Annotated in this window: 17 protein-coding genes; 11 read left to right on the top strand and 6 right to left on the bottom strand. The window is 37.2% G+C overall.

Annotated features, from left to right (window positions below; genetic code table 11):
* Positions 1 to 205: 205 nt before the first annotated feature.
* The 8 genes from BM305_RS01595 (at position 206) to BM305_RS01560 (ending at position 9033) form a co-directional block, all read left to right on the top strand.
* The gene (locus tag BM305_RS01595; RefSeq protein ID WP_092558935.1) at positions 206 to 1573 is read left to right on the top strand and encodes an ABC transporter substrate-binding protein; all 1368 of its coding nucleotides are present in this window, start codon (positions 206 to 208) and stop codon (positions 1571 to 1573) included.
* 88 nt (positions 1574 to 1661) lie between these two features.
* Positions 1662 to 2525 carry a carbohydrate ABC transporter permease gene (locus tag BM305_RS01590; RefSeq protein WP_242940425.1) on the top strand — a complete coding sequence of 288 codons (864 nt, stop codon included), beginning with the start codon at positions 1662 to 1664 and terminating at the stop codon, positions 2523 to 2525.
* Positions 2525 to 3388, top strand: coding sequence for a carbohydrate ABC transporter permease (locus BM305_RS01585; RefSeq protein WP_092558934.1), 864 nt, complete (start codon positions 2525 to 2527; stop codon positions 3386 to 3388). Before BM305_RS01590 ends, BM305_RS01585 begins: the two co-directional genes overlap by 1 nt.
* A 67-nt stretch (positions 3389 to 3455) precedes the next feature.
* Positions 3456 to 4904 (top strand): sucrose phosphorylase, encoded by a 1449-nt coding sequence (gene gtfA / locus BM305_RS01580; protein ID WP_092558933.1) that lies wholly within the window; start codon positions 3456 to 3458, stop codon positions 4902 to 4904.
* Between the two features lie 8 nt (positions 4905 to 4912).
* Positions 4913 to 6466, top strand: a complete 1554-nt coding sequence (locus BM305_RS01575; protein ID WP_092558932.1) for a glycoside hydrolase family 32 protein — start codon at positions 4913 to 4915, stop codon at positions 6464 to 6466.
* Positions 6467 to 6486: 20 nt separating this feature from the next.
* Positions 6487 to 7464 carry a LacI family DNA-binding transcriptional regulator gene (locus tag BM305_RS01570; protein ID WP_092558931.1) on the top strand — a complete coding sequence of 326 codons (978 nt, stop codon included), beginning with the start codon at positions 6487 to 6489 and terminating at the stop codon, positions 7462 to 7464.
* 82 nt (positions 7465 to 7546) lie between these two features.
* Positions 7547 to 8572, top strand: a complete 1026-nt coding sequence (locus tag BM305_RS01565) for a glycosyltransferase family 2 protein (protein ID WP_092558930.1) — start codon at positions 7547 to 7549, stop codon at positions 8570 to 8572.
* Positions 8569 to 9033: a signal peptidase II gene (locus BM305_RS01560; protein WP_092558929.1), complete on the top strand. Its 465-nt coding sequence runs from the start codon at positions 8569 to 8571 to the stop codon at positions 9031 to 9033. Before BM305_RS01565 ends, BM305_RS01560 begins: the two co-directional genes overlap by 4 nt.
* A 73-nt stretch (positions 9034 to 9106) precedes the next feature.
* On the opposite strand, the gene BM305_RS01555 is transcribed toward BM305_RS01560, so the two are convergent.
* From BM305_RS01555 to BM305_RS01530, 6 genes are all read right to left on the bottom strand, one after another.
* Positions 9107 to 10147: a PocR ligand-binding domain-containing protein gene (locus BM305_RS01555; RefSeq protein ID WP_092558928.1), complete on the bottom strand. Its 1041-nt coding sequence runs from the start codon at positions 10145 to 10147 to the stop codon at positions 9107 to 9109.
* Between the two features lie 163 nt (positions 10148 to 10310).
* Positions 10311 to 11357, bottom strand: coding sequence for a PocR ligand-binding domain-containing protein (locus BM305_RS01550; RefSeq protein ID WP_092558927.1), 1047 nt, complete (start codon positions 11355 to 11357; stop codon positions 10311 to 10313).
* 130 nt (positions 11358 to 11487) lie between these two features.
* Entirely contained in the window at positions 11488 to 12756 is a 1269-nt protein-coding gene (locus BM305_RS01545) for an ABC transporter permease (protein WP_092558926.1), read from the bottom strand.
* Positions 12753 to 13670: an ABC transporter ATP-binding protein gene (locus tag BM305_RS01540; protein WP_092558925.1), complete on the bottom strand. Its 918-nt coding sequence runs from the start codon at positions 13668 to 13670 to the stop codon at positions 12753 to 12755. Before BM305_RS01540 ends, BM305_RS01545 begins: the two co-directional genes overlap by 4 nt.
* A gap of 24 nt (positions 13671 to 13694) precedes the next feature.
* Positions 13695 to 14261 (bottom strand): DUF2812 domain-containing protein, encoded by a 567-nt coding sequence (locus BM305_RS01535; protein ID WP_092558924.1) that lies wholly within the window; start codon positions 14259 to 14261, stop codon positions 13695 to 13697.
* Positions 14261 to 14587, bottom strand: coding sequence for a PadR family transcriptional regulator (locus BM305_RS01530; protein ID WP_092558923.1), 327 nt, complete (start codon positions 14585 to 14587; stop codon positions 14261 to 14263). The genes BM305_RS01535 and BM305_RS01530 overlap by 1 nt, the downstream gene beginning before the upstream one ends.
* A gap of 236 nt (positions 14588 to 14823) precedes the next feature.
* Here BM305_RS01530 and BM305_RS01525 point away from each other — a divergent pair, with 236 nt between their 5' ends.
* From BM305_RS01525 to BM305_RS01515, 3 genes are all read left to right on the top strand, one after another.
* Positions 14824 to 16404 carry an ABC transporter substrate-binding protein gene (locus BM305_RS01525; protein WP_092558922.1) on the top strand — a complete coding sequence of 527 codons (1581 nt, stop codon included), beginning with the start codon at positions 14824 to 14826 and terminating at the stop codon, positions 16402 to 16404.
* A 128-nt stretch (positions 16405 to 16532) separates the two neighbouring features.
* Positions 16533 to 17474 (top strand): ABC transporter permease, encoded by a 942-nt coding sequence (locus BM305_RS01520; protein ID WP_092558921.1) that lies wholly within the window; start codon positions 16533 to 16535, stop codon positions 17472 to 17474.
* 14 nt (positions 17475 to 17488) lie between these two features.
* Positions 17489 to 18274, top strand: a complete 786-nt coding sequence (locus BM305_RS01515; RefSeq protein WP_092558920.1) for an ABC transporter permease — start codon at positions 17489 to 17491, stop codon at positions 18272 to 18274.
* Positions 18275 to 18280: the final 6 nt, after the last annotated feature.

Raw genomic sequence — 18280 nt, 5'->3', positions numbered from 1 at the left:
TTTATTTCAAAATATAGCAAGTAAATAGGGGAAACAAGGAATTGGTTTTAGAATAAATGCATAAAATATGATGGAATATATAAAAAATATTAGATAAAAAGTATATCAAACGGTTGACATATATATTTTCATGTGATAGTATAAAGATACAACAAATCATGATTAGTTAGCAACGATAAAATTACAGTAATTTTGGAGGGAACTTATGAAAGAAAAGATGAAAAAGGTTGTAGCATTATTATCTGTAACAGCAATGACATTTACTTTATTTACGGGATGCGGAAGCAGTGGAACATCTGAAAAAGATGTTGAGAAGACAGAAGAAGTAGTTACTACAGAGGCTCAGGGGGCTACAGAAGGAACAACAGATTTATCAGGAGTTAAAATTTCATTTTTGAATAGTAAAGGTGAGATTCAATCCGGACTAGAAGAGATGGCAGCAGCTTTTGAAGATGAAACAGGAATTTCAGTGGAAATTATGGCATGCGGTACGGGAGAAGTACCTTATACCAAAATTACATCCGCATATAACTCAGGCACAGCACCTACCATGGCAATGCTTGATACTACAGATATCGTGGCGTTAGCAGAAGAATATGCACTGGATTTATCAGAAGAAAAATGGATTTCTGAATGTGCAGATCAAGTGACAAAGGTGAATGAAAAAGTATATAGTTTTCCATTCTGTGTTGAAGGAAGAGGTCTTATTTATAATAAGACAGCAATTGAAGACACATTAGGTACAACATTTGATTCCGCTTCAATTAATTCTTATGATGCTTTAAAAGCTTTGTTAGAGCAGTTAAGAGAAAAAGGAATGGAGAATCCAGTGGTTATTTCAAAAGAGGACTGGTCCTTAGGTGCGCATCAATTAGGATTTATTTATGATACTTATGACGGAACAACTGCGGGAAGTGCAGAATTAATTGCGAATTTAAAAAGTGGTGCACAGGATCCAGCTGAATATGAAAGATTTAGTCAGTTCCTGGATACTATGGATTTGTTATTAGAATATAACATTAATGGAAAAGATCCATTAGGAGCTTTATATGAACAAGATCCTATTTTCCTGGCAGATGGTGATGCGGCTATCTGGGCAAATGGATGCTGGGCTTGGCCAAATATTGCAGAGGCTGGAGCATCTACAGAAGACGAATACGGGTTCCTTCCATTCGTGTTAGGAAATGATTCAGCGGATTTTGCTAATAACGGAATTCAGGCAGCGCCTTCCAAACAGGTTATGATTGATAAAGTACAGGCTACAGAAGAAGAACAGGCAGCAGCAAAGGAATTTTTAAACTGGATGGTTTATAATACCAATGGACAAAAAATGTTGGTAGAAACTTGCGGAATTATTCCAGCATGCAGAAATAATGCATATGATCCACTAGACCCACTGGGAATGGATATTAAAAATAAAATGATAGCAGGAAATACATTTAGTTCCTCCTTTGTTGCTCCATCCGATCACTGGAGTGTAATGGGTGCAGCTATGCAGAAATACATTGCAAAAGAAAGTACAAGAGAAGAATTAACAGAAAGCTTAAAAGAGTATTGGACCTCACAGAAATAATTTAAATGGTAATTGCCAGGAAGTTATCTGCCTGGCAATTACTATAAGAAAGGAATGAGTTGGTATGGGAACTATGGGTAGAAAACCTATGGATAAATTGAAAAATCTTGTTATATTTGCATTGCCAGGAATCTCTATCTTTCTATTGGTTGTAATGGTGCCATTTATATATGGTTTTTATCTTACACTAACAGACTGGAATGGTGTGAAGCAGGTAAAAAATATAGTTGGTGCAGCCAATTATATAGAAGTATTTAAAGATATAGAGTTTTGGACATCTATGGGTTTGACACTAAAGTATGTATTGTTTTCAGTTGTTTTAGTTAACGTAGTTGCCTTCATGCTGGCTTATATCCTTACAAATGGTGTAAAAGCCCAGAACTTTTTTAGGACAGGATTTTTTACACCCAATTTAATTGGTGGTGTAGTATTAGGATTTATATGGCAGTTTATTTTTTCAAGAGTTCTAGTAGATATTGGGGAAAGTACGGGATGGGGAATTTTTAGTGCCTCCTGGTTATCCAATCCAGACAAGGCATTTTGGTCCCTGGTAATTGTAACAGTATGGCAGTTATCTGGGTATATGATGTTAATTTACATTGCGGGTTTTACAGGATTATCAACAGATGTTTTAGAAGCATCCAGTATTGATGGCGCTACAGGGTTTCAAAAACTGAAAAGCATTATTATGCCGCTTATGGTACCATCATTTGTAGTCTGTTTGTTTTTAACATTATCAAGAGCATTTATGGTATACGATGTTAATCTTACATTAACTGGTGGTGAACCATATGGCTCTACCCGGCTGGTTGCCATGCATGTATATGAAAAAGCATTTACTGCCAGAAACTATGGAGTGGGTCAGGCAGAAGCATTATTCTTATTTTTATTAGTGGCAATTATTAGTGGTATACAAATTTATATAGGAAAGAAAAAGGAGGTTGAGGCATAATGAATGGAAGAAAAAAAATTGGCGGAACAAAAAGAGTTGCAATAGATTTGTTTCTGTTTATTTCCATGATAGCCGCATTTGCGTTTTACATGGTACCATTTGTACTGATTGTGTTAAACTCCTTTAAATATAAAAGAGATATTATAAAAAGTCCATTTTCCTTTTTGGCTGAAAAAGGGTTTATGCTGGACAACTATAAAGCAGCATTTGATAAAATGAATTATCTAAGAAGCTTTGGAAATTCCTTTATGGTTACAGGATTAAGTACATTGATTGTTATTATTTTAGCATCGATGACAGCTTACTATTTTGTAAGGTCAAAAAATAGAATCTCAACGATCTGTTTTTCCCTGATGGCAGTTTCCATGATTATTCCATTTCAGGCAATTATGATACCTTTAGTTTCTATTTATGGAGCAAAATTACACATGCTAAACAGCAGATTTACCTTGGTATTTTTTCATGTTGGATTTGCTATGAGTATGTCTGTATTTATTTATCAGGGATTTATAAAAAGCAGTATTCCAATTTCATTAGAAGAAGCAGCCTATCTAGATGGGTGCGGAAAGCTTCAGACATTTTTTAAGGTGGTTTTTCCACTGCTAAAGCCAATTACTTCTACGCTGGTTATTTTAAATGTGCTGGCATTCTGGAATGACTACTTATTACCATCCTTAGTACTTGGTAAAAAGGAAATTATGACACTTCCACTTTCCACATATGCTTTTTATGGTACTTACTCTGCGGATTACGGCGCAATTATGGCAAGCTTGGTGTTAACAGTTGCACCGATTTTGATTTTATATTTATTCCTGCAAAAATACATTATTAGTGGTGTTGTGGCAGGTGCGGTAAAGTTATAAGAGAGAGCGGATTACAAGGAAAGGATGTATTAGTAAGCGCAGCAAAGCGATGCTAATAGGGATAATTATGAGAAAATTAGAAAATAAAATTATGCTTATCACTTATGCGGATTCTATGGGGAATAACTTGACAGATTTAAACACTGTTCTGGAAAAATATTTTAGTAAAGCAGTTGCAGGAGTTCACATTTTGCCATTCTTTCCATCGTCTGGAGACAGAGGCTTTGCTCCAGTGGATTATCACAAAGTAGAGCCGGCATTTGGAGACTGGAAAGATATTGAGGCATTGTCAGACAAGTATTACTTAATGTTTGATTATATGATTAACCACATTTCAGCACAGAGTGAGTATTATAAGGATTTCTTAAAATATAAGGACGATTCAAAGTATCGAGATTTATTTATACGATATAAGGACTTTTGGGATAATGGTGAGCCAACCCAGGAAGAAGTAGATGTTATTTACAAAAGAAAGCCAAGAGCACCTTATGTAGATGCAGACTTTGCAGATGGAACAACAGAAAAGGTATGGTGTACTTTTGATGAAGAACAAATAGATATTAATTGTAAATCAGAAACAGCAAAAGAGTTTATTCAAGATAATTTAAATTGCTTATGCCAGCATGGAGCAGCCATTATACGGTTAGATGCTTTTGCTTATGCAACAAAAAAAGCAGGTACAAGCTGTTTCTTTATTGAACCAGATGTATGGGAATTTTTAAAGGAATGTGATAAAATAATAGAAGGATATGGTGTGAAACTATTGCCAGAAATCCATGAACATTATACGATGCAGAAAAAAATTGAAGAGAAGGATTATTATGTATATGATTTTGCACTTCCAATGCTTCTCATTCATGCACTGTATTATAACAAAACAGAGTATTTGAAAAACTGGCTGGAGATATGTCCTAGAAAGCAATTTACAACTTTGGACACTCATGACGGAATTGGTGTAGTGGATGTGAAGGACTTACTTCCAGAGGAAGAAGTTGAAAGGACAAAGGAAGATATTTTTCAGTACGGGGCAAATGTTAAGAAAGTTTATAATACAGCTGCATACAACAATTTAGATATCTATCAAATCAACTGCTCCTATTTTTCTGCGCTTGGAGATGATGATGCTTCTTATTTGATGGCAAGAGCTGTACAGTTTTTTGCACCAGGGATTCCACAGGTTTATTATGTGGGACTGCTGGCTGGAAAAAATGATTTGAAGCTGCTGGAAGAAACAAAGGTTGGCAGAAATATTAACAGGCATTATTATACGTTAGATGAAATAGAACAGGAAGTTGAGAGACCTGTTGTGAAAAAACTGATTCAACTGATGGAATTCCGGAACAGTCATCCTGCATTTGATGGTGAATTTAACTTACTTCCATGTGGAGATGAGAAATTAATAATACAAAGAACCAATGGAGAATATTCTGCGGTGCTGAAGGCAGATTTTGCATCAAAGGAAATGATTATTTATTATACGGATTTAGAAACTAAAGAAACAAAAAAATTATTTTGAGGGAATCTATGAAAAAGCAAATTAAGATTACGGAACAAGATAGCTATTTGATTTTCCCAATTCAGGCAGAACAGGACAAAACTCCTGTTTTGCTTTATATTGGGGATACTATATTAACAGAAGTCCAGATTCCAGTTGGAAAAGTGGAGAATGGAAAATATGAAGCGGACTATCTGGCAGCAATTCCAATCTGTCAATATACGGGTAAAATGCTTACGTTAGTGGGAAATGTTCCAGAAGAATTTATGAATGCTGTGCATACAGATGTCCAGGTGAAAAATAGTGAGGTGAAGCGTCCTCATATTCACTTTACTCCCCAATATGGCTGGATGAATGATCCCAACGGGCTGGTTTATTACGAAGGTCAGTATCACATGTATTTTCAATATAATCCATTTGATACCCAGTGGGATAATATGAGCTGGGGACATGCAGTCAGTGATGACCTGCTGCATTGGCACCAGAAGGATACTACCTTGCTTCCAGATGAAGATGGTATGATATTTTCTGGATGCGGACTGGTGAACAAGCTTGGGAAAATGAATCTGCCAGAGGATTCCCTGCTGTTTTTTTATACGGCAGCAGGTGGAATTAATCAGATAAGTAAAGAGAAATTGTCAGTACAGAAAATGGCATATAGTCTGGACAAAGGAAATACATTAATAAAAATGGACAAGGCAGTTGTGCCCACTATTTGCAAAGAAAACAGAGATCCTAAAATTTTTTGGCATGAAGAAACCAAGGCATATATTATGTGTCTCTGGCTAGAAGAAAATGATTTTGCTATATTACGTTCTGTGGATTTGGAAAACTGGGAATTAAGCCAAAGATTAACATTACAAAAGGGGTTTGAATGTCCTGATTTATTTCAATTGCCAGTTTCGTCAGGAGGAAGTAAGTGGGTTTTCTGGTGTGCAGATGGATATTATTATATGGGAGATTTTGATGGATATCAGTTTATAACCGATGGTAACAGAAAATCGGCCTATAAAACAAAGTTACCATATGCAGCACAAACCATATCTAATCTGGATGGCAGGGTAATATCCATTCCATGGCTTAGGACAAATGGCTGTTTCAAAAGGTATAGAGGAGCCATGGGAATTCCAAGAGAGTTTTCGCTGATTGAAAAAAATGGCGAATGGTATGTAAGCCAGCAGCCAATAGAGGAATTAATAGCCAGCCAAAATGAAATTGCAGTTGAAAAGCAGGAGAAAAACAACTGGATAAAGTTAGAACAAAACAAAGAGTGTGCTATAAAAATAGATACAATACTTACTATTACGGAACAATCAATTTTGGAAAGTATGGAATGGCACATATATCAGAATAAAATAGTATATCATCCACTTACAGGAATTCTAATGGTTGGTGAAACGGTAGTAAACATAGGAGAGGGATTGAAAGATTTCTCCATTATATTTGACAAGGCAATGATTGAAATAACTGCTGGCTGTGGTATAATATATGCAGTATTTGAAGCAGAATCAAAGGAAGAAACGGGAGATATCTCAATTAAAAACAGATATTTAGAACAGGTAAAGGTGTATGAAATTTTATAGAGAAACGAAGGAGGGGGATTGTGGCAACCTTAAAAGATGTGGCAAGAGAGACAGGTCTTACGGTAAGTACTGTTTCCAGGGTATTAAACAACAGAGGCTATATTAGTGAGGAAACACGGAAAAAGGTATATGAAGCAATGAAAAAGCTGAATTACCAGCCAAATGAAGTGGCACGTTCTTTGTCCAAACAGGTAACCAATACAATTGGAGTTATTGTTCCCCATATCAGGCATCCTTATTTTGCAGAATTAATCAGCTGTATTGAAAATGCTGCGAACAAGAAGAAGCATAAGATTTTACTTTTTAATTCCAAGGACAGAGATGAAAAGGAAATGGAATTTTTGGATATGTGTATCAGCAACCGTGTGGCAGGTGTTATTTTGTGTAGTGGTTCGGTTGCAATGGAGTCCTTTCAGGGAATTAATGTACCCCTCATTACGATTGAAAGAAATCTGGAAGGAGGCACAGCTGCTGTAGAGTGTGATAACTTACAAGGAGGCCGGCTGGCTGCCAGTCATTTAATTGAATGCGGGTGTAAAAAAATAGTGCATATCAGCGGGGTAAGTGGAATTTCTATGCCCGCTGATGACAGAGAAGTTGGATTTGTAGAGGTCTGTAATGAAAAGCGAGTAGAGCATCTGGAAGTGAAGACAGATTTCAAATTATATAATGCAGGTTATTATAATGAGTTTTTAGAGGAAGTGTTGTTAAACCATACAGATATTGATGGGATTTTTGCAAGTAGTGATTTAATTGCAGCACAGATTTTACAGGTTTGTGCCAAGTTAAAAATTGCAGTTCCTGAGCAGATAAAAATTGTTGGTTTCGATGATGTACTGATAGCTTCTTTAACAGCCCCAAGTATTACAACGATACATCAGCCTATTAAGGAAATGGCAGGGATGGCAATTTCCTTGTTGCTTGACGCTGCGGAGAACAAAGTGGTTCCCAATAAGGTGACACTTCCCGTTACATTGGTTGAAAGACAGTCAACTTAGTTCTTTTTGAATTTTCATCTTGTATTTGGGCAGTATAGTATTGTATGATAGGATTATAAATTCAAAATGAGGGATAGATGAGATGATAACCATTAGCCTTTGTATGATTGTAAAAAATGAAGAAAAGGTTCTCGCCCGCTGCTTGGACAGTATTTGTGATTTAATGGATGAAATTATTATTGTGGATACGGGTTCTACTGACAGGACAAAAGAAATTGCCGCGTGTTACACCGATAAAATTTATGATTTTCAATGGAATAATGACTTTTCCGCTGCCAGAAATTTTAGTTTTACTAAGGCATCGAAAGAATATATTTATGTTGCAGATGCAGATGAGGTCATAGATGAAGAGAATCGGGAAAAATTCAGGATACTAAAGGAAGCCATGGTTCCAGAAGTTGAAATTGTTCAGATGTATTATACAAATCAGCTGGCATTTGGAACCACGTACAACTTTGATGAGGAATACAGACCTAAGTTATATAAAAGACTAAGGGAATTTATGTGGGTGGAGCCAGTTCACGAGGCAGTAAATCTGGAGCCAGTTATTTTTGATTCTGAAATCAGAATACAACATTTGCCTCTTAGCAATCACAGCAAACGAGACTTTGGCATTTTTAAAAAAATTATGCAGGATGGAAACGGGCTATCAAAGAAGCTACATAATATGTATGCCAAAGAATTATTTATTTCAGGAGAGAAGCAGGATTTCATTGAGGCAGCAGACTTTTTTGAGGCATCTGCCTCAGATTCCCTGCGCAGTGAGGAGGAAGTGCTGGAAGCCATCTGTGTTTTAGTAAAGACGGGGCGGTTAGAAAATGATATGAACAGACTTTTAAAATATGCTCTAAGAGGGGTGGCAACCCAGTCTTCATCTGAAATCTGTTTTGAAGTAGGAGAATATTTTTATCAAAAATCTGATTTCGCAGAAGCGGTGCTTTGGTTTTATAATGCAGCATTCGAGACAGAATGTATTTTAAATATTCGTTATGGGAAGGAATTTCCCTTTGCAAGGCTGGCAGAATGTTATAGAAGACTTGGAAATGAAACAGAAGCCAAAGAGTACGAAAAACTCTTAGTTTCAGATAAAGAGGAGGGAATCATATGATTTTTGTTATCATAGCAGGTCTTATTTTTATAAGTGATATTCTGCTGAAAAATCAGATAGAGAAGCAGTGGAAGGATAGCGAGGAAAGGACGTATTTTAAGGGAAAACTTAAAGTAACCAAGCAGTATAACAAAGGTGCATGTCTGAATCTTATGGAAGATTATCCGAAAGCTGTATTGGTAGTGTCGGGGATTCTTTTGGGTGCTGTTTTGATGGGATTTGCTCTATTGCTTCCCAAGAAAAGAAATTATTTCCTAAAGACCGGGCTGGCAATGCTTGTGGGAGGTGCAGGAAGCAACGTATATGATCGGGCAGTTCGAGGATATGTTGTGGATTATTTGACACTTCCTAAGGTTAAGATGTTAAAAAAAATTGTGTTCAATATTGGAGATTTCTTTATTTTTCTAGGTTCTATACTGGCAGCACTGGTATCTGCCTTTGGAAAAGAAAGCAGATGGTGATAAGTGGTACAAAAATGCGCACTTGGGAGGGTAGAAAGACACCGTTGCCAAGTGCGCATAACTTTTATTCGTGTTAGTTTACCAGGGAGTTAAATTCTGTAGTCAGCGCTAGTATTTCTTCAATGCTGGCAGTAGTTTCTTCGATGGCAGCAGATTGTTCTCTGGAATTATCCATGGTAGAGTCGGAAATTTTCAGTGTTTTATCTACGGATGACTGGATGTAAGCAGTCAGCTTTTCAATCTTTATTGCCGTTTCTTTGGAATTCTGTGAAAGATTTCGTATTTCACCAGCTACAACCGAAAAGCCTCTTCCAGCATCTCCTGCCCGGGCAGCTTCGATAGAAGCGTTAAGTCCAAGCATTTTAGTCTGGTCAGCAATGCTCTTAATTGCTTTTAGAATAGCATTTATTTCATCGGAAATGCTTTTAATATTCATAATTTCTTTGTTCAATGTGCTCTGATAGTCATTAACTGTTATAGAGGAAGCTGCCAGCTCTTCCATAGTAGCAGAAATCTGGGAGAAGTTTTCAACTAAGGTATGGCTGATCTCCTGAGATTTTAACTTCTGATATCCATTTTGTGAAAGAGTGTTGGCGACGATATAAAGCACTTCAGCAGCAGCATGAATACTTTTTTCATTAGATATGTACACTTCATGAGCCGCTTTAATGTATTCATCCTCATGAATACCCATTTCTCTTGCTGTCTTCCGAAATTCATTTTCATCAAAGTTAGAAGGCAAAATCTGTCCACCCAGAATAGAACCAATCTGTACACCTTCCACCATGATTGGTACAGCGAAATCAATTAAACCAGCGTGACATTTGTAAACACTAGGTTTACCAAGCCTCGCCGCTTCTTCTCCGCCTCTCCGGTCACATTCCATACAGCGTTCCTTACCAAGCTTAGAGCCACGAGTGTAATCCATGCAGAATCTGGTAAAATGGCATGGTTTGGTAACAGGTGTTCCATTCAAATCTACTGCAATGCTGGCAAGATTCATACTTTCTGTATAGTTATCCAAAAATTTTTGCAGCAGATTCAGATCCATAACATCCTTCAGTTGAAGCTTAGAAATTGCCTCCTGATTTGCGTTCCCCAAATTATTTACCATAGTGTAAGTCCCCACCTTTGTAATTTTATTATAATACCCTATCTTACTAATTTTATGATACCATGTTATGAATAAATGTCAATGGATACCAGAATAAATATAGCAAAAAGGGAAGCAGATAAACGGAATGTACAGTTATCTGCTTCCCTATAGGTGGTTACTGTTATTCTTCGTTAGCAAGACTGCTAAATTCAGTGGTTAATGCTAAAACCTCTTCAATGCTGGCAGTAGTTTCTTCTATTGCAGATGACTGTTGTTCTGAATTTTCCATGGTTAAATCTGAGATAGAAAGTGTTTTATCCACAGAAGACTGAATATCAGCAGTCAGCTTCTCAATTTTTATTGCCGTTTCCTTTGAATTTTGAGAAAGATTTCGGATTTCACTTGCAACAACAGAGAAACCCCTTCCTGCATCACCAGCGCGTGCTGCTTCAATTGCTGCATTTAAACCAAGCATTTTAGTCTGGTCGGCAATATTTTTAATTGATTTCAAAATGGAATTAATCTCATTTGAGATGTTTTTTACCTGTAAAATTTCCTGATTCAAAGATGACTGATTGTCATTTACGGAAATAGATGAGGCGGCAAGTTCTTCCATAGTAGCAGAAATTTGTGAGAAATTTTCTACTAAAGTATTGCTCATCTGTTTCATTTTCAGCTTTTGATAACCGTTCTGTGATAAGGCATTTGCCACAATAAATAATACCTCTGCGGCCGCCTGCACGTTTCTTTCTGTAGAAACATAAACTTCCCTCGCAGCATCTACATATGCTTCTTCATTAACGCCGATTTCACGGGCAACCTGTCGGAATTCAGATTCCACAGGTGCTGAAGTAAGAATCTGTCCACCTAATATAGTGCCAATTAGTTTGCCTTCCACGATGATTGGGGCAGCAAAATCAATTAATCCAGCATGGCACTTGTATACATAGGGACGTTTTAAGCGTGCAGCTTCTAAACCACCTTTATTATGGGAAACAGCGCACCGGTCGTCACCTGCTTTGGTAGAATGGGTATAATTCTTACAAAACCGGGTGTAACGGCTTGGATTGGTGACAGGGTTCCCCTGTGCATCCACTGCAACACTGGCAAGATTCATACTTTCAGCAAAGTTATCTAAAAATTTTTGCAGCAGGTCTAAGTCTATTATATCCTTTAATTCGATATCAGAAACGGTTTCAGAGTAAGTATTTTCTAAGTTGTTTGTCATTCAATTTTCCCCCAATGATGTATTATTGAACTAGCTATGTTTTGATTATAACACGATGGGAGAAAAAATCAATATTTTGTAGAAAACTGTCAAAAATTACATGGGTAGTATTTGTTATACAATATATCAATTATTGTTGCTTCAGAAACTTAAAAACCTGTGTAAATTTAATTGGATTGCCATAGCGTAAGGTTCCCATACGGTAAATCTTGGCTCCTAGAATACCAATGCCTAAAATCGAACCATACAAAAGAATTAGGGAGGCAGCTACTTCCCAGGCAGCAACCTTACCCATAGCTACTCGGACAAACATTGCACTGTAAGAGCTGATTGGTAAAAAGGAGGCAACTTTAATTACAATGCCATCCACATTTTGTAATTGAAATAGAACGGCAAAGTATACGATCATAATAATCATCTGGATTCCACCAGAGCTTTTGGAAACATCTTCGGTTTTGGAAACCAATGCACCAACAGCACCATAGATAAAGGCAAAAAATAGGAAGCCGCCAAGACCAAATAATGAAAAAGTCATAAGTACTGAGCCAGGTATGTTTAGAAACATATCAAGCTGATAATTCCATTTTTCCGCATTAAACTGATAACCTGCTAATGTGGTGCCAAGGATAATGCCACATTGAAGAAGGCTGGCAATACAACCTGCAATTACTTTACCAAATAGCAGATAGGCAGGATTTGTACTGGTTACTAGAACTTCAATGGAACGATTGCTTTTCTCAGAGGTAACCGAAATGGCAATCATATTTCCATAAAGAATAACAATCATGAATACTAATATTACAAGAGCGTAGCAGTACCAGTAGTTTTGTGCCGAGTCTTTTCCCAATACCTGTTCCTTTACTTCAATTGGTGCATAGTAAACAGAATCTAATTCTTCTACATTAAGTCCATGCTCTTCACAATATTTTTGCTTTAAAAGGGTACTCAATATAGTCTGAAACTGGGAACTGGAATTGTTAAACAGACTTTTATTCAGAACATAAAAGTCAAAGCTAGTAGCAGAATGAATGACAAAACCAGCTTCAGCCTCACTTTTATTTACCAGCTCCTTTACTTCGTCCACACTAGATGCGTTATGCCAGCTGGTGGCTGGAAAAAGGGCAGCCAACAGGCTCTCATCTGTAATAACAGAAGCTTCATCATAAATAGCCATCACACGGGAATCTTGAATGTCAGTAGCAGAATCTGTGTCAGGGGTATCAATGATACTTTCAATTTTTGTATCATCTGTACCTAACAAACTGGAAATATCAACAAAGTTAGGAAGAAACATAAGTACGGCTACTAATAAAGCAACGCCCACAGTAGTAATAATATAAGTCTTGTTTTTAAAATAGGTTACTAATTCAAATTGCAAAACGGTTAAAAATTTTCTCATTTTTCATTCCCTACCTTTGCTACAAAAATATCATTTAATGATGGTTTATAGGTTTCAAAATGCTCCACACTAATATCTGTTTTAAGCAGGGCTTCCAGGAGCTGGTTTCTTGTTGTGCCAGGAGTTAGCTCTAAAATCAGATAGTCCCTCTTTGCATTCATAGGAATCATATAAGCAGATAGTTCCTGCTTACATTTTGCCTCCAAGGCAGCAGTATCATAGTTTTCAGCAGAAAGAACAAGCTGGTTTTTACCAAAATCTTTTTTAATCTCTTTTATGGCACCTGACAGTACCACTTCACCAAAGTTAATAATAGCAATACTTTCACAAAACTCCTCTACATAACTCATCTGATGACTTGAAAAAATAACCAGTCTGTTATCTGCAATCAGTTCTTTTACAACGTCCTGAAGAATCTGGGAGTTAACAGGATCTAATCCACTAAACGGCTCATCTAGTATTACTATGTCAGGATTACAAACAAGAGTGGAAGCTAACTGTACCTTTTGCTGGTTTCCTTTTGACAACGTTTCTAATTTTTTACCAGCGTATTGGGTGATTTCCAGTCTTTCCAGCCAGTAGTCTGAATTTTTCTTTGCTTCAGAAGAAGAGGTACCCCGTAATTTAGCCAGATAAATCATTTGCTCCATGACCGTTCTCTTTGGATATAGTCCACGCTCCTCTGGTAAATAACCAATTTGATGGTTACGGCTGATAAATGGTTTTCCGTCAAGAAGAATTTCTCCTTTGTCTGCGCGGAAAACATCCATTAATATGCGGATGGTAGTTGTCTTACCTGCTCCATTTCTCCCCAGAAGGCCCATTGCAGTACCACTTTCTAATGCGAAGGATACTCCGTGAAGGATTTCCTTTTCTCCAAAGGATTTATAAAGTTGTTTTACTTCAAATTTCATAAGCGATCCTTTCTTACTAATTTTTTATTTTTCATAAATATTGCTCTTAGCTTGCAGCTGTTTCTTTTTATATAATAATGGTATTGCTTGCAATAGAAAAACAAAACCAAAAAAAGTGAGTAGAACAAAGGTGGTGAAAGGAAAAACCGAATGGGTCTCTCCAGATATTGCAGTAAAGATACTTAGCATTAATTCAAATAATCCAATTGAAAATTCTAGTATGGAAAAGGAAATCCACCATTTGGAAATTCTATTCAGTTTCTCTATCTGGGATGCCGTATCCGTATAAAGCTCTAAAGGACCATCTTCTGTTTTTTTTCGTACCGATATCCAATGCATGTAGCGTCCAACCACTTCAACACCCATTTCTTCTAAAAATGCAATATATTGTTGGCTCTCTGGATGGGTATGCATATGTTCCAGAAACTCAAGTGCATATACATAGGAACCAGGGATTCCTTTTTCAAAGGTATAGCGGGTCCACCAGTAATCAACTAATAAATATCCCTCCTGTGCCATTTTATTAAGCCATACCGTTTCCTTTTCGTAATTATAAAAAAAACGCCATTTGGTAAAAAATTGTTTTGCCATTAAATAATACCTCCCAGAAAAATTCTACCATTCTGAATCAGCTCTTCTAATCTAGATAATTCATTTTTTATTACTTCAATTCCAGTATCTGTAATGACATATTCCTTTTTCCTGGAATTAACGGTGTTTCCCCAGGCAGTAATCCATTTTTTGTCCAAAAGAGAATTTAACGCGCCATAAAGAGTACCAGGACCAAGGGATACTCTGCCATTGCTTAACTTTTCCACGTTTTGCATAATTCCATATCCGTGAAGCGGCTCTTTTAGAGAAATCAGAATATAAAAAACACCTTCTGTTAAGGCAATGCGTTCGTTATAATCAGACAATTTAAATGCCTCCTTATTTAAAGTATATCGGCAAAGGTTATATCGCTTGTCGATATAATAAAGTATATCGCTTGTCGATATAGTTGTCAAGTAGAATATGAAATAAATAGAAGCTATGGTACTGTGTGAATTTTTTGACAAAAAAATATTGCAAAATGTTTTTATATGATTTATGATATAAAAGCGGTAAAAGCCGACAAACTAAATAAAGAAGATGCAATAAGGAGACAAGTAAAATGAAGAAAAGAAAAATACTAACTCTGTTAGCAGCTGCACTTTTTTTATCTCTTGCACTTTACGGATGTAAAGGCGATACGGATAGTAAAAGTGGTACAGCAGAAACACAAGCTCCGTCAAGCGAAAGCGATTCTTTGGGAGAACCAGTTTATGGAGGCTCTGTAGTTGTTGGAATTACGCAGGATTTGGACAGTCTTGACCCACATAAGGCAGTAGCGGCAGGAACTAAGGAAGTTTTATTTAACATCTTTGAAGGATTAGTAAAACCGGATGAGGAAGGGAATTTAGTACCAGCAGTTGCAAGTGATTACACGATTTCAGAGGATGGAACAGTATATACCTTTATTCTGAGAGATGGTGTGAAATTTCACAATGGTAAACTTGTAACAGCAGAAGATGTTATTTACTCGATAAAACGTTGTGCCGGACTGCTTGAAACAACAGATGCTGAGGTGAAGGTGGAAACGGCGCTTGCTAATATAAAAGAAGTGACTGCAAAAGATGAAAAGACCATCGAGATTGTCTTAAAGGAAGGTGACATTGAGTTAATTGGTTATCTTACCTGCGCAATTATTCCATGTGATTATGACCAGCAGGCAACACAGCCTGTAGGAACAGGACCCTTTAAATTTAAGTCTTACCAGCCATTGGAAAGTGTTGAACTGGAAAAAAATGCAGAGTACTGGGACAGCGCCCTGCCGTATCTGAATGAAGTGAAATTTCAGATTTCCTCCAATACAGATGCAGCTTTTCTACAGCTGGAAGCAGGAGCAATAGACATTTTTCCATACTTAACAGAAGATCAGGCAAAGCAGCTGGAAACTACATTTCGTATTGAAACAGGACATATGAATTTGGTTCAGGCATTATTTTTAAATAATAAAGCAGAGCCATTTACGAATGAAAAAGTAAGAGAAGCGTTAAACTATGCTATAGATAAGCAAGGAATTATTGATATGGTTTCTGGTGGTAAAGGGACTATTTTAGGAAGTAATATGTTTTCTGGCTTGTCAAAATATTATTTGGCAGAGTTGGAAGATTACTATCCTTATGATGTCAATAAAGCTAAGGAACTTTTAAAGGAAGCTGGCTATGAAAATGGGTTTACCTTTACCATTACCGTACCTTCTAATTATCAGTTTCATGTAGATACAGCACAAATTATAGTGGAGCAGCTAAAGCAGGCTGGTATTACAGCTGAGATTGAATTAGTTGAGTGGTCTGCATGGCTGGAGGAGGTTTATGTAGGAAGAAATTATCAATCCACCATTATTGGACTTGATGCTAAACTATCACCAAGGGATTTGATGGAGCGGTATACGTCAACGGCTTCTAATAATTTTATGAATTTCAACAGTGCTGCTTATGATGAGATAATTGAAAAGGCAATAAAATCTACAAACGAGACGGAAAAAATAGAATATTATTATCAACTACAGAAGATTTTAGCAGAAGACAGTGCTTCTGTCTATCTTCAAGATCCGCCTTTAATGGTAGCAGTAAACAAAAAGCTGGGAGGATATAAATTTTACCCAGTTTATGTGCAGGATATGGCTCATGTTTACTATATGGAAGAGTAGGATATAAAACCAAGATGCTCCGTGCTGGATTTTATATGGCACAGGGGCATTTTTGTATAGATGATTAAAAGCGCGAGAGTGTGAGGAATATAAACTTTGTTCTATAAAAAGGAAAGGAAGTGCCAGTGATGAAATTTGCTTTTCAGAAGGCAGGTACCTTAATGATTACATTATTTATAATTTCCATTGTAACATTTTTTGCATTTCAGGTGATTCCAGGGGACAGTGCAACAGCAAATCTGGGTATAGATGCATCCCCAGAGCAGGTGGAGGCATTGAGAGAACAATATGGACTGAATAAGAGCCTGCTAGAACGGTATGGAGAATGGGCAGTGAATGCGTTAAGGGGGGACTTTGGAACGTCTTTTAGCTACCGGGTGCCGGTAAGAACTCTCATTGGAGAAAGACTGCCAGTTACGCTTATGCTTGGTATGACAGCTATTTTAATAATTTTAGCAGCGTCTGCTCCATTAGGCATTCTTGCTGCCAGGTGGGATGGCAGATTACCTGAAAAACTAATTACAATAGCCAATCAAATCGGGATGGCCATTCCTTCCTTTTTCCTGGGGATGATTATCAGTCTTGTATTTGGTGTTATATTAAAGTGGTTTATACCAGGACAGTATGTTGGATTTTCTGAAAATCCAGGAGGATTTTTTCGATATCTGATATTTCCAGCAGCAGCAATTGCCATTCCCAAAACAGCTATGCTGGTGAAGTTTCTGCATAATTCAATTGTAAGGCAGCTTGGTATGGAGTATGTAAGGACTGCCAGAAGCAAAGGAAACAGTGAACACCAGATATTATATAGACATGCTTTTCAAAATGCACTGCTCCCAGTCATTACTTTTCTGGCAATTATCATTATGGAGGTTCTGGCGAATAGCATTATTATTGAGCAGGTGTTCAGTGTTCCAGGCATGGGAAGGCTTTTAGTAGCAGCTATTTCAAACAGGGATTTCCCAGTAGTACAGGCAATTGTGCTTTACATTGCTATTGTAGTAATTTTGCTAAATGGTCTGGTGGATTTACTATATCACTACATTGATCCGAGAGTTAAAACCTTATAATAAGGGAGGAACATATGAAAAGGAAAAGAAAAGGGAGCTTTTGGGCAGGCTGTTTTCTGGCAGGGCTTGCCATACTATTTGTAGGGACAGGGATTTTTTATACCCCCTACGATCCCAATCAAATGAATGCAGCGTTAAAAAATACAGCGCCATGTTGGACGCACTGGTTTGGAACAGATAACTTTGGGCGGGACATTTTAAGCCGTGTGATGGCAGGAAGCAGAACAACCTTTCTCATTGCTCTTTGTACAGTGGGAATTGGTACTTTTTTTGGAATTATTTTAGGTGCTATAACAGGATATTTTGGTGGGATCCTTGATAAAATTATTATGAGAATGAATGATGTGCTGCTGGCATTTCCAAGCTTGTTATTGTCACTTGTTTTCATTAGCATAATTGGAATAGGAAAATATAACAGCATAGCTGCACTAGGCATAGCATTTATTCCGAGTTTTGTGCGGGTGGTCAGAAGTGAGTTTGTAACACAGAAGGAAATGGATTATGTGAAAAACGCAAGGATTATGGGAGCAGGACATGGAAGAATTATGTTTGTGCACATTCTGCCTAATACATTTTCCATAGTTGCCTCTGCAATTACAATAGGATTTAACAACGCGGTGCTGGCAGAGGCAGGAATGAGCTATCTTGGTCTGGGTGTACAGCCGCCTGATGCCAGCTTAGGAAGGATGCTGTCAGAATCACAGGCCTATTTATTTTCAGCTCCATGGTATGCCGTTGCCCCAGGTATGGTTATTATAATTACCGTATTGGGCTTTAGTCTTGTGAATGAAAAGAGGTGAGGAATA

The sequence above is a fragment of the Anaeromicropila populeti genome, from assembly GCF_900112775.1.
Lineage (GTDB): Bacteria > Bacillota > Clostridia > Lachnospirales > Lachnospiraceae > Anaeromicropila_A > Anaeromicropila_A populeti.
The sequence above is the reverse complement of the archived record's forward strand: the minus strand, read 5'-3'. Positions and strand labels throughout refer to the sequence as shown.